Origin of the sequence: Streptomyces sediminimaris (genome assembly GCF_047049295.1) — a bacterium.
GTDB lineage: Bacteria > Actinomycetota > Actinomycetes > Streptomycetales > Streptomycetaceae > Streptomyces > Streptomyces sediminimaris.
On the sequence record NZ_JBJWOT010000001.1, the window covers coordinates 7,249,549 to 7,262,473 of the forward strand.

A 12,925-nucleotide genomic window follows, 5' to 3' on the forward strand; every position below is an offset into this window, starting at 1 on the left:
TAGCTAATGCGCTTGAGTGCAAGAACGGTAAAGCGCATTAGTGATGAAGCGCAAGTTCTCGATCATGACCGCTCTGACCTGCACTAATGAGGACCACAATTCTTTAGTAGAGGCGAATCCATTGACTTCCTCCGAAGGTCCCGGGCATGGTCCGTGGCATCACCGCCGACGACCCTTCGAGGGAGCCGTGTCACCGTGTCCACATCCCGCAGAACCTTCGCCGCCGCAGCCGTCGCCGCCCTCGTCCTGCCGCTGAGCGCCTGCGGCTCCGGGAGTGACGGCAGCGGATCGTCCGACGCCTCCGGCAAGGTCGAGGGCGACATCACCTTCCAGACCTGGAACCTGAAGGCCAACTTCAAGTCCTACTTCGACGGCCTGATCGCCGACTTCGAGAAGAAGTACCCGGGCACCCACGTGAAGTGGATCGACCAGCCCGCCGAGGGCTACGCCGACAAGATCAGCGCGGACGCGGCCGGCGGCACCCTGCCCGACGTCGTCAACGTCTCCCCGGACCTCGTCGCCCCGCTCGCCAAGGCCGGCCTCGCGCTCGACCTCGACAAGGCCGCCGCCAAGTACAGGAAGGAGTACCTGGCCGGAGCGTGGGCCAGCCACCGGATACCGGGCATGACCGGCACGTACGCCTTCCCCTGGTACCTCAACACCGGCCCGCTGTTCTACAACAAGTCCCTCTTCGAGAAGGCCGGACTCGACCCCGAGCAACCGCCGAAGACCTACGGCGACCTCTTCGCCGACGCCCTGCAGATGGCGAAGAAGACCGACGGCGAGGTCGCCACCCTGGCCAACGTCCCCACCATCGAGGACTTCGGCCGCTACGGCGTGGAGCTGATGGACAAGCAGGGCCGCGCCTTCACCTTCAACGACGCCAAGGGCGTCGAACTGCTCACCAAGTACAAGCAGTTGTACGACGCCAAGGCCCTCGACCCGCAGGCGCTGACCGCCACGCCCGAGTCCTCGGGCAAGAAGTTCCTCACCGGGGCCGTCGCCATGAACCCCGGAAGCGCCCTCGATCTCGACAACTTCAAGAAGCAGGCGCCGAACCTGTACAAGCACATCGGCATCACCGACCAGATCACCAGCACCGGCCACGTCAACATGTACGTGATGGGTGTGATGGTCAACTCGAAGACCAAGCACACGCCCGCCGCCGTGGCCTTCGCGCACTACGTCACCGACGCCGAGCACCAGATGTCCTTCGCGAAGAAGGTCGCCATCTTCCCCTCCACCGCCGGCTCCCTCGACGACCCGTACTTCACCAAGGAGGACGGCACCGACGAGACGCGCGTGCGCGTCGCCGCCGCCAAGTCCCTGAAGACCGCGGTCAACTACACGCCCGTGCTGTTCAGCGACCAGATGAAGACGGCGCTGCGCAACGAGGTCGCCAAGGCGCTGCAGGGCAAGGAAAGCCCCAAGGAAGCTCTCGACAACGCTGTCAAGCAGTGCGACACGCTGCTCCGGCAGCAGGGATAGGACACCGGAGATGGCCTTGTCCACGGCGCCGGGCAAGCGAGTGGCCGGGGCGCGGGGCGCCCGGCGCGTCAGGCGCCAGCTCCCCACCAGCCCCTGGCTGTTCGCCGCCCCCGGACTGCTGATCGCCGCGGCGTTCGTCCTCTACCCGTTCGTCTCCACGGTGATCAGCTCCTTCACCGACCGCCGGACGCTGGTCCCGGGCGGGTTCGTGGGGCTCGCCAACTTCCGCGAGCTGCTGCACGACGACATGTTCTGGATCGGCCTGCGCAACAGCACCCTGTACGTCGTCGGCGTGGTGCCCGCGCTGGTGATCCTGCCGCTGCTGCTCGCGCTGCTGGTGCAGAAGAACATCCCCGGCATCACCTTCTTCCGGTCCGCCTTCTACACCCCGGTCGTCGCCTCGGTCGTCGTCGTCGGACTGATCTGGGTGTGGCTGCTCGACGAACGCGGCCTGATCAACTCCCTGCTGGAGGGCGTCGGCATCGGCCGGGTCGGCTTCCTCAGCGACCAGTGGCTGCTGCTGCTGAGCGCGATGGCCGTGACGGTGTGGAAGGGCCTCGGCTACTACATGATCATCTATCTGGCGGCGCTGGCGAACGTGCCCCGTGAACTCCACGAGGCCGCCGCCGTCGACGGCGCGGGCGCGGTGCGCCGCTTCCTCACCGTCACCGTCCCCGCCGTCCGCTCCACGATGGTCCTGGTCGCCGCGCTCTCCTCGGTCGCCGCCTTCAAGGTGTTCTCCGAGGTGTACCTGATGGCGGGCCCCAGCGGCGGACCGGCCGGCGAGGACACCACGCTGGTGATGCTGGTCCAGCGCACCGGCACCGGCCTGACCGGCCGCGTCGGCTACGCCTCCGCCCTCTCCCTCGTCGTCTTCGTCGTCACCGTCGCGCTGATGCTGCTGGTCCTGCGCGCCGACCGCAGGGAGGAGACATGAGCGTCGCCGAGAAGGTACGGCCCGCCGCGGCGCCGGCGCCCGTCCGGGAGCCCCGCGTCACCGACGAGCACGGCCGCCGCATCCGGGTGTGGGAACTCCTGCTGCGCTATGTGCTGCTGCTGGCCGTCCTCGCCCTGACCGTCGGCCCGTTCCTGTGGCAGCTGTCGACCTCGCTGAAGGGGCCGACGGAGGACATCTTCAGCTCACCGCCGACGTTCCTGCCCGCCCACCCCACCCTGCACAACTACAAGCGGGTCGCCGAGACCATCCCGGTGTGGGACTACGCCCTCAACTCCCTGAAGGTCGCCGCCGCCAACGTCGTCACGAACTGCGTCGGTTCGGCCCTGGCCGGGTACGCGCTGGCCCGGCTGCGCTACCGCGGCCGCCGTGTCGCCACCCTCGCGTTCATCCTGGCGATGCTCGTCCCGGTGGAGGGCATCATCATCGCCCAGTTCACCACCATGCGGGAGCTCGGCCTCAACAACACCCTGATCGGGGTCGTGCTGCCCGGCTGCGTCGCCGCCATGAACGTGCTGCTGATGCGCAACGCCTTCCTCAACCTGCCCTACGAGATCGAGGAGGCGGCCTACGTCGACGGCGCCAACGTCTGGCAGCGCTTCCTGCGCATCGCCCTGCCGGCGGTCAAGGGCACCCTCGCCGTCGTCGCCATCTTCGCCTTCATGGGGGCCTGGGACGACTTCCTGTGGCCGCTCATCGTGCTCAGCGACCCCTCCAAGTTCACGCTGACCATCGGCCTCAACTACCTGCACGGCACCTTCGCCAACGACGAACGCCTCGTCGCCGCGGGCACGGTCATCGCCGTGGCACCGCTGATCGCCCTCTTCGCCTGTCTGCAGCGGTACTTCTTCCGCGGCGTGGGCGAGGGGGCCGTCAAGGGCTGAGCACCGCACCCGAGTTCAAGGACACAGGACACCGCATGCCTTCTGCCGTGCGCTTCGGCGTCAACTACACCCCCAGCAAAGGATGGTTCCACCACTGGCTCGACCACGACCCCGACTCCGTACGCGCCGATCTCGACTCCATCGCCGCCCTCGGCCTGGACCACATCCGCGTCTTCCCGCTGTGGCCCTACTTCCAGCCCAACCGCACCCTCATCCGCCCGCGGGCCGTGGAGCTCCTGGTGCAGCTCGTCGACGACGCCGCCGCACGCGGCCTCGACGTCAACGTCGACGGCCTGCAGGGCCACCTGAGCAGCTTCGACTTCCTGCCCGCCTGGACCCGTACCTGGCACCGCCGCAACCTCTTCACCGACCCCGACGTCCTCGACGGCCAGGCCGCCTATCTGCGCACCCTCGCCGCCGCCCTCGCGGGCCGGCCCAACTTCCTCGGCATGACCCTGGGCAACGAGGTCAACCAGTTCTCGGCCGGCCCGCACCCCGACCCCGACCGCGCCACGGAGCGGCAGATCGACGCCTGGCTGGAGCGCATGCTCGCCGCCTGCGAGGAGGGCGCCCCCGGCCGGCTCCACCTGCACGCCGAGTACGACGCCACCTGGTACCAGGACGACCAGCCCTTCACCCCCGCCCAGGCCGCCCGCCACGGCGCCCTGACCGCCGTCCACTCCTGGGTGTTCAACGGCACCGCCCAGCGCCACGGCCGCGCCGGCGTCCCGACCGAACACCACGCCGCCTACCTCGTCGAGCTCGCCAAGGCCTGGGCCGGCGCCCCGCACCGGCCCGTCTGGCTCCAGGAGGTCGGCGCGCCCGCGCCCCTCGTCCCGCCCGAGCACGCCGCCGCCTTCACCGAGGCCACCGTCGCCAACGCCCTGGACTGCCCCGGCCTGTGGGGCGTCACCTGGTGGTGCTCCCACGACGTCTCCCGCGACCTCGCCGACTTCCCCGAACTCGAGTACGGCCTCGGCCTGCTGACCAACGACCGGCAGGCCAAGGACACGGCCCGCGCGTTCGCGGGCGCGGCGGCCCGCGCCCGCACCTCCCCCGCGCCCGCCCCCCGCACCACCGCCCTCGCCGTCCCCGCCGACCCGGCCCGGCGCTCGCGCTGCGCCCCCGGCGGGGACGTCTTCGACGCCTTCTTCCGGCTGACCGCCGACGGCGCCCGCCCCACGACCGTCCTGGACACCCGCGCGGACGACAAGGACCACCTCACGGCGCGCGGCATCAGCGAGGTCGTCACTCCCGGACAGGTGCTCCCCGCCCCCCGAGGAGGAGCCGGCTCGTGAACCCCGCCAGACGCACCGTCGCCGCCGCTGCCCGCCGCCGCGGCCCCCGGTCGGACGAGGGCCGCCGCCACCGCGCCGTACGCCTCGTACCGGTACCCGGACTCGCTGCCCTCCGGCAGCCCCGGACCGCCACCGCCGAACCGGGCACGGCGGGTGGCGCGCCGCCGTACACCTGTCTGCCCGTGCCGTCGGGCGAGGGCCGGCGGACCGTGACCGTGCCGCTCACCGGCCAGTCCGGGACCGTGCACGCGATCGGCGTGCGGCTGACCGCGACCGGCGGTCCGGTGAAGTGGCGGCTGGACGGGCTCGCGGTCCGGGACGCGGTCGTCACCCCGGCCGCCCCTTCCGGCCTGCGGGCCACCGCCGCCTCCGGCGGGGACCCGCGGTCGGCGTGGCGGCCGGCCCGGGGAGGTGCCCGGCCTGGGGGAGGCGCCCGGCAGTCCACCCCGTACCGGCGCCTCCCCGACGGCACCCGCCGCTTCCTCGGCGCCACCGGCCGGTCGCGGCCTGCTTCGTCGCCGTCCTCGAGCCCGAGCAGGGCGAACGGCACGTGCGGTTGGAGTCGCGCGCTGTGGGGGAGCTGTACACCTCGTCGGCCCCCGTCACCGTGACCCACCCCTGGCATCACCCGCGATCCGCCCCCACCCTTGGAGCACCCCGCATGCATGACGACCGCAGCCTGGTCGAAGCCCGTCTCCGGCGCGTCCTCGACGAGCGCATCCGTCCCGCCGTGTACCCCGAGTCCGTCCCGCTCCGGGTCGCGGTCTGGCACGCGCCCGGCGAGCCGGTGCCGGTCGCCGAGGGACTCGCCGCCGAGCCCGAGCCCATCGAGGTGGGCGCCCGGTGGGGCGCTCCGTGGGGGACCAGCTGGTTCCGGGTCACCGGAACGGTCCCCGAGACCTGGGCCGGGAAGACCGTCGAGGCGATCCTCGACCTCGGCTTCGACGAGAACATGCCCGGCTTCCAGTGCGAGGGCCTGGTCCACCGGCCCGACGGCACGCCGGTGAAGGGCCTCAATCCCCGCAACCAGTGGGTGCGCGTCGGTGCGCCCGTCCGCGGCGGGGAGGAGGTGCGCCTGCACATCGAGGCCGCCTCCAACCCCGTCATCCTCGACTACCACCCCTTCCTGCCCACACAGCTGGGCGACAAGGAGACCGCCGGCAGCGCGCCGCAGTACACCCTGGCCCGCATGGACCTCGCCGTCTTCGACGAGACGGTGTGGCAGCTGGTGATCGACCTGGAGGTGCTGGGCGAGCTGATGGCCGAACTGCCCGTGGAATCGGCCCGCCGCTGGGACGTCCTGCGCGCGGTGGACCGGGCCCTCGACGCGGTCGACCTCCAGGACGTGGGCGGTACCGCCGCGCGGGCGCGTGAACGCCTCGCCGGGGTGCTGGCGGCGCCCGCCGTGCCCTCCGCCCACCGCATCAGCGCCGTCGGCCACGCGCACATCGACTCGGCGTGGCTGTGGCCGCTGCGCGAGACGGTCCGCAAGGTCGCCCGTACGACGTCCAACATGACCGCGCTGCTGGAGGACGAGCCGGACTTCGTCTTCGCCATGTCACAGGCCCAGCAGTGGGCGTGGGTGAAGGAGCACCGGCCCGAGGTGTGGGCGCGGGTGAAGAAGGCGGTGGCCGAGGGGCGGTTCGTGCCGGCGGGCGGCATGTGGGTGGAGTCGGACACCAACATGCCGGGCTCGGAGGCGATGGCCCGCCAGTTCGTGCACGGCAAGCGGTTCTTCCTCGACGAGTTCGGCATCGAGAACGACGAGGCGTGGCTGCCCGACACCTTCGGCTTCGCGGCGGGACTGCCGCAGATCATCCGTGCGGCGGGCTCCACCCGGCTGCTCACCCAGAAGATCTCCTGGTCGCAGACGAACAGGTTCCCGCACCACACCTTCCAGTGGGAGGGCATCGACGGCACCCGGATCTTCACCCACTTCCCGCCCGTCGACACCTACAACTGCTCGATGAAGGGCAGCGAAATCGCCCACGCGGCCCGCAACTTCAAGGACAAGGGGGTCGCCCGGCACTCCCTGGCGCCCACCGGCTGGGGCGACGGAGGCGGCGGCACCACCCGCGAGATGGTCGCCAAGGCGGCCCGGCTGCGTGACCTGGAAGGCTCGGCGACCGTGGTCTGGGAGACCCCGGCGGCATTCTTCGCCAAGGCCGAGGCCGAATACCCCGACCCGCCCGTCTGGGTCGGCGAGCTCTACCTCGAACTGCACCGCGCCACCCTCACCAGCCAGGCCGGCACCAAGCAGGGCAACCGGCGCAGCGAGCACCTCCTGCGCGAGGCCGAACTGTGGGCCGCGACCGCCGCCGTACGCACCGGGTTCCCCTACCCCTACGAGGAGTTGGACCGCATCTGGAAGACGGTGCTGCTGCACCAGTTCCACGACATCCTGCCCGGCTCGTCCATCGCCTGGGTGCACCGCGAGGCCCGCGCGACCTACGCGCGCCTCGCCGAGGAGCTGACCGCGATCATCGACGGCGCCCAGCGCGCCCTGGCCGGCGCCGGCTCGACGCCGCTGGTGTTCAACTCGGCCCCGCACACCCGCGCCGGCGTCCCCGCGGGCGGCGCCGCCGCACCCGTCGCCGGCGGACGCACCGTCCTCACCCCGCGCGAGGGCGGCGGCCACGTTCTGGACAACGGCTTGCTGCGGGTCGGCATCGACGCCCGCGGGCTCGTCGTCTCCGCCTACGACATCGCCGCCGACCGGGAGACGATCGCCCCGGGACGGGCCGCGGGCGTGCTCCAACTCCACCCGGACTTCCCGAACATGTGGGACGCCTGGGACGTCGACGAGTTCTACCGCAACACCGTCACCGACCTCACCGACGCCGACGAGGTGGTCCCCGCGGCGGACGGCGCGTCCGTGCGGGTCGTGCGGTCCTTCGGCGCCTCGCGCGTCACCCAGGTGCTGGCACTGCCCCCGGGGGAGCGGCGGCTGGTGCTGGAGACGGAGGTGGACTGGCACGAGACGGAGAAGTTCCTGAAGCTGGCCTTCCCGCTCGACCTGCACGCCGAACGGTACGCGTCGGAGACCCAGTTCGGGCACTTCTGGCGGCCCACCCACACCAACACCTCATGGGAGGCGGCCAAGTTCGAGGCCTGCAACCACCGCTTCCTGCACATCGAGGAGCCCGGCTGGGGCGTGTCCCTCGTCAACGACTCGACCTACGGCCACGACATCACCCGCGGCGTCCGCACCGACGGCGACCGGGGGACGACCACGACCGTGCGGGTGTCCCTGCTGCGGGCCCCGCGTTTCCCGGACCCCGAGACGGACCAGGGCGTCCACCGCTTCCGGCACGCGCTGGTGCCGGGCGCGGACATCGCGGACGCCGTCCGTGAGGGCTGGCGGATCAATCTGCCCGAGCGCCGGGTCACGGGTGCCGGGGAGGTGGCGCCGCTGGTGGCCGTCGACCGGGACGCGGTCGTCGTCACGGCCGTCAAACTGGCCGACGACGGCAGCGGGGACGTGATCGTCCGCCTCCACGAGGCGCACGGCGCCCGCACCCGGGCCACGCTCACGGCCGGTTTCCCGCCGGCCGGCGCGGTCGTGACCGACCTGCTGGAGCGCCCGCTCGCCGAGGCGGCCGCACCGGACCGGGACGGTCCGGCCGTCAGGCTGTCCCTGCGCCCCTTCGAGCTGGTCACGCTCCGGCTGGCCAGGGGCTGACCCGGCGCCGTACGGCGGGATGAGGGGGCGCTCGGCGACGTCGAGCGCCCCCGGGCACGTCGTCGCGTGAGGGCCACGCCGAAGCCGGCGTCTCACGGGCTCAGCTGGTTCCTCAGCCACTGCTCGACCTCACCCACGTGCGCGGCGGCCGCTGCGCGGGCCGCCTCCGGGTCGTGGGCGACCAGGGCGCGGTGGATGGCGGCGTGCTCGCGGCGGGTGCGGGCGAACGCGCCTTCCTCCTGGTAGCCGCGCCAGACCCGGGCGCGGAAGGTGCGCGAGGACAGGCCCTCCAGGATGGCCGCCATGGTGTCGTTGCCCGCGGCGGCCGCGATCTCGCGGTGGAAGGCGAGGTCGTGGGCGAGGATCTCCTCGGGGTCGTCGGTGGCGTTCATGGCCGTGAGGTGCTTCTCGACCTCGGCGAGCCGGTCGGTGGTGATGCGGGCGGCCGCGAGCGCCGTCGCCGTCGACTCCAGGACGCGGCGCACCTCCAGCAGCTCCACCAGGCGGGGGCCGCGCGAGAGGTCGGCGACCACGCCGAAGGTCTCCAGCAGGTCGCCGGCCTCCAGCTGGGTGACGTAGATGCCGGAGCCGTGCCGCGCCTCCAGCACGCCGAGTACGGTCAGCGCGCGGATCCCCTCGCGCATCGAACTGCGGGAGATGCCCAGCTGGGCCGCGAGGTCGCGCTCGGTGGGCAGCCGCTGGCCGGGCTCCAGACGGCCCTCTGCGATCATCGTCTTGATCTGCTCCATGGCCCGCTGCGTCACGGTGCCCTTCTGCGGAGCCACCTCGTCCACGCCACGCCTCCAGTCACCGGGTCCGCCGCAGTCTAACCAGCACAGTGGTCCGACCACTAGCGACCAGTTGCCGTGAAATCTGGGGCATAGGGGTGTTGTTTCGGCGAAGTGGTCTGATAAGTATGCCGTCGTCTGCTCGAACCCGCTCACCGAGGAGCCGCCAAGATGCCCGGCAGGACAGTGCGGAAACGGAACAGGTCGAACATCGTCGGCGTGGTGGCCATCGCGGCCTGCGCCTCGCTCGCGCTCGCCGCGTGCGGCAGCACCAAGGACACCGCAGGCTCCGCCCGCGCCGGGGGAGGCGGCGGCACCGGCAAGGTCGGGGTGATCCTGCCCCTGCTGACCTCGCCGTTCTGGCAGTCCTACAACGACTACGTGCCGAAGATGGCCAAGTCCGAAGGCGTCGACGCCCTGAAGACCGTCAACTCCAACAGCGACCCCTCGCAGCAGATCACCGACATCGACAACCAGCTCAACCAGGGCGTGAAGGGCCTGGTCGTGGCCCCGCTGGACAGCGCCGCCATCGAGGCCGGCCTCGACCAGGCCGACCGCAAGGGCGTGCCCGTGGTCGCCGTCGACGTCGCGCCCGACAAGGGCAAGGTCGCCATGGTCGTACGCGCCGACAACGTCGCCTACGGCACCAAGGCATGCGACTACCTCGGAGCGCACGTCAGCAGCGGCAAGGTCGTGCAGATCATGGGCGACCTCGCCTCGGTCAACGGCCGCGACCGCTCCGAGGCCTTCCGCTCCTGCGTGAAGAAGAAGTACCCGAAGCTCAAGGTCCTGGAGATCCCCGCCAAGTGGGAGTCGGACGCCGCGGCCGCCAAGCTCGACACCCTGCTCAACGCCAACCCCGACATCAAGGGCATCTACCTGCAGGCCGGCGGCGTCTACCTCGCCCCGACCCTGCAGACCCTGAAGTCGAAGAACCTGCTGAGGCCGGCCGGCCGGACGGGCCACATCGTCATCGTCTCCAACGACGGCATCCCGCAGGAGTACGACGCCATCCGCAAGGGCCAGATCGACGCGACCGTCTCCCAGCCCGCCGACGCCTACGCCAAGTACGGCATGTACTACATCAAGGCGGCGATGGAGGGGAAGACCTTCAAGCCCGGCCCCACCGACCACGACTCGACGATCGTCGAGCTGCCCAGCGGCATCCTCGAGGACCAGCTGCCCGCCCCACTGGTCACCAAGGAGAACGTCGACGACCCCAAGCTCTGGGGCAACACCGTCAAATGAGCGCCCAGCCAAGCCCGTCGACCGAGGGCGGCCCGGTGGAGCCCCTCGTCGAGGCACGCGGCATCGTCAAGCGCTACGGCCCCACCACCGCCCTCGCGGACGGCCGGATCACCGTGCCGGCCGGCGAGTCCCACGCCCTCGTCGGCCGCAACGGCGCCGGCAAGTCGACCCTGGTCCGCGTGCTCACCGGCCTGGAGGCGCCCGACGCGGGCACGGTCCGCTTCGACGGCCGGCCCGCGCCCCCGCTCGCCGACCGGGACGCCTGGCGCCGCAAGGTCGCCTGCGTCTACCAGCACCCCACGGTCGTAGCGGAGCTGACGGTCGCGGAGAACCTCTTCATCAACCGCCAGCCCCGGCACCGGGGCCTGATCAGCTGGCGCCGCCTGCGGACGGAGGCGGCCCGGCTCCTGGACACCTGGGACGTGCGCGTCGACCCGGAGGCGCGCACCGCCGACCTCAAGGTCGAGGACCGCCAGATGGTCGAGATCGCCCGGGCGCTGAGCTTCGGCGCCCGCTTCATCATCCTCGACGAGCCGACCGCCCAGCTCGACAACCGGGAGATCGAGCGGCTCTTCGGCCGCATGCGCGCGCTGCAGGACTCCGGCGTCACCTTCCTGTTCATCTCGCACCACCTGCAGGAGGTCTACGAGGTCTGCCGGACCGTCACCGTGCTGCGCGACGCCCGCTGGATCACCACGGCCCCGGTCGCCGACCTGCCGCGGCCGGCCCTGGTCGAGGCCATGGCGGGGGAGGCCGTCGAGACGATCGCCGGGCAGGGCGTGCGGGAGCGGGCCGTCGGCGACGGCGCGCCCGTCCTGCTGGAGGCCCGCGGGCTCACCTCACCGGCGTACGAGGGCGTCGACCTGGCCGTCCGGCGCGGTGAGGTCGTCGGGCTCGCCGGCTCCTCCGCCAGCGGCAAGATCGAGCTGGCGGAGGCCTTCGCGGGACTGCACACCCCGACCGCCGGGACGGCACGGCTCGACGGCGCGAAGCTGCCGTTCGGCGATGTGCGGGCCGCCCTGGAGGCCGGTGTGGCCTGCGTCCCGCGCGACCGGCACGAGCAGGGCCTGGTCGCCGGCATGACCGTCGGCGACAACGCCACCCTGAGCGTCCTGGACCGGCTCGGCCGCTTCGGCTTCGTCGGCACCGAGCGCAGGCGCGTTGTCGCCGCCGAGCTGATCGACCGGCTGGACATCCACGCCGAGGGCCCCGGACAGCCGGTGTCCGACCTGTCGGGCGGCAACGCGCAGAAGGTCGTCATGGCCCGCGCCCTCGCCTCCGGCCCGCGGCTGCTCGTGCTGATCAACCCCACCGCGGGCGTCGACGTGAAGTCCAAGGAGTCACTGCTGGCCCGGGTGGACAGCGCCCGCGAGGACGGCACCGCCGTACTGGTCGTCTCCGACGAACTCGACGACCTGCGGCGCTGCGACCGCGTCCTCGTCCTCTTCCACGGCCGCGTCGTCACCGAGCACCCGGCGGGCTGGCGCGACCACGAGCTGATCGCCTCCATAGAAGGAGTGGACCACGATGGCTGACACCAAGGCGCCGCCGGAGCAGGCGGTGAGCGTGCCGGACGCCCGGTCGGCGCGGGTCGTGCTGGTGCGGCGCGCACGTGAACTCGCCCTGGTGCCCGCGCTGTTGCTGCTGCTCCTGCTCGGCGCCGTGCTGAACGACTCCTTCCTCACCGAGGCCACGCTGATCTCCATCCTGGCCTCCTCGGCGTCGCTGGCGATGGTGGTGCTGGCCGAGTCGCTGGTGCTGATCACCGGCAAGTTCGACCTGTCGCTCGAGTCGGTGGTCGGCATCGCCCCGGCGGTGGCGGCCCTGCTGGTGCTGCCGGCCGCCCAGGCCGGCTGGGGCACGCGGCTGCCCGCGGGACTCGCCCTGCTGGCCATCCCCCTGGTGGGCGCCGCCATCGGCGCCTTCAACGGCGTCCTGGTGGTGAAGGTGAAGCTCAACGCCTTCATCGTCACGCTCGCCATGCTGATCGTCCTGCGCGGACTCCTGGTGGGCGCCACGAAGGGCAAGACGCTGTTCGGCATGCCCGACGCGTTCTTCTCCCTGGCCACCACCACGTTCCTGCGCGTCCCGCTCTCCGTGTGGGTGGCCGCGGCGGCCTTCGCCGTCGCCGGGCTGGTGCTGAAGTACCACCGTGTGGGCCGTTCGCTGTACGCGATCGGCGGCAACCTGGAGGCGGCCCGCGCCGCCGGCATCCGCGTCGACCGCGCCCGGCTCGGGGTCTACGTCGTCGCCGGCGTCCTCGCCTCGGTCGGCGGCCTGATGTACACGGGCTACGTCGGTGCGATCGGCGCCAACCAGGGCCAGAACATGATCTTCACGGTGTTCGCCGCCGCGGTGATCGGCGGGATCAGCCTCGACGGCGGCAAGGGCACCATGTTCGGGGCCCTGACCGGCGTACTCCTGCTGGGCGTGGTCAAGACCATGCTCACCATGGCCCAGGTGCCGTCGTTCTGGATCGACGCCATCTACGGCGGAATCATCCTCCTCGCGCTCGTCCTCGCCCGGGTGACCACCGGCCGCGCCCAGGACTGACCGCCCCCTGCCCCCGACCGAAAGGCCCT

General features: G+C 71.7%; 9 protein-coding genes and 1 pseudogene. 9 read left to right on the top strand and 1 reads right to left on the bottom strand.

Annotated features, from left to right (window positions below; all coding sequences use genetic code 11):
- Positions 1–195 precede the first annotated feature (195 nt).
- The 6 genes and pseudogenes from ACJ9NR_RS33230 (at position 196) to ACJ9NR_RS33255 (ending at position 8,307) form a co-directional block, all read left to right on the top strand.
- Complete coding sequence (locus ACJ9NR_RS33230; protein ID WP_412490980.1) at positions 196–1,488, top strand: ABC transporter substrate-binding protein; 1,293 nt, start codon at positions 196–198, stop codon at positions 1,486–1,488.
- A gap of 10 nt (positions 1,489–1,498) precedes the next feature.
- Positions 1,499–2,425, top strand: a complete 927-nt coding sequence (locus ACJ9NR_RS33235; RefSeq protein ID WP_412490979.1) for a carbohydrate ABC transporter permease — start codon at positions 1,499–1,501, stop codon at positions 2,423–2,425.
- Positions 2,422–3,327, top strand: coding sequence for a carbohydrate ABC transporter permease (locus ACJ9NR_RS33240; RefSeq protein WP_412490978.1), 906 nt, complete (start codon positions 2,422–2,424; stop codon positions 3,325–3,327). Before ACJ9NR_RS33235 ends, ACJ9NR_RS33240 begins: the two co-directional genes overlap by 4 nt.
- A 35-nt stretch (positions 3,328–3,362) precedes the next feature.
- Positions 3,363–4,625 carry a glycoside hydrolase 5 family protein gene (locus tag ACJ9NR_RS33245; protein WP_412490977.1) on the top strand — a complete coding sequence of 421 codons (1,263 nt, stop codon included), beginning with the start codon at positions 3,363–3,365 and terminating at the stop codon, positions 4,623–4,625.
- Positions 4,626–4,753: 128 nt separating this feature from the next.
- Positions 4,754–5,247 (top strand): annotated as a pseudogene (locus ACJ9NR_RS33250) (endo-beta-N-acetylglucosaminidase); the annotation flags it as partial.
- 39 nt (positions 5,248–5,286) lie between these two features.
- On the top strand, positions 5,287–8,307 hold the full coding sequence (locus tag ACJ9NR_RS33255) for an alpha-mannosidase (RefSeq protein ID WP_412491842.1): 3,021 nt from the start codon (positions 5,287–5,289) through the stop codon (positions 8,305–8,307).
- A 92-nt stretch (positions 8,308–8,399) separates the two neighbouring features.
- Here the strand turns inward: ACJ9NR_RS33255 and ACJ9NR_RS33260 are convergent, their stop codons facing one another.
- Positions 8,400–9,101, bottom strand: coding sequence for a FadR/GntR family transcriptional regulator (locus tag ACJ9NR_RS33260; RefSeq protein WP_412490976.1), 702 nt, complete (start codon positions 9,099–9,101; stop codon positions 8,400–8,402).
- 165 nt (positions 9,102–9,266) lie between these two features.
- Between ACJ9NR_RS33260 and ACJ9NR_RS33265 the strand changes: the two genes are divergently transcribed.
- The 3 genes from ACJ9NR_RS33265 to ACJ9NR_RS33275 are packed head-to-tail and all read left to right on the top strand — an operon-like array spanning position 9,267 to position 12,896.
- Positions 9,267–10,343 carry a sugar ABC transporter substrate-binding protein gene (locus ACJ9NR_RS33265; RefSeq protein WP_412490975.1) on the top strand — a complete coding sequence of 359 codons (1,077 nt, stop codon included), beginning with the start codon at positions 9,267–9,269 and terminating at the stop codon, positions 10,341–10,343.
- Positions 10,340–11,878, top strand: a complete 1,539-nt coding sequence (locus tag ACJ9NR_RS33270) for a sugar ABC transporter ATP-binding protein (protein WP_412490974.1) — start codon at positions 10,340–10,342, stop codon at positions 11,876–11,878. Before ACJ9NR_RS33265 ends, ACJ9NR_RS33270 begins: the two co-directional genes overlap by 4 nt.
- Positions 11,871–12,896, top strand: coding sequence for an ABC transporter permease (locus tag ACJ9NR_RS33275; protein WP_412490973.1), 1,026 nt, complete (start codon positions 11,871–11,873; stop codon positions 12,894–12,896). Before ACJ9NR_RS33270 ends, ACJ9NR_RS33275 begins: the two co-directional genes overlap by 8 nt.
- Positions 12,897–12,925: the final 29 nt, after the last annotated feature.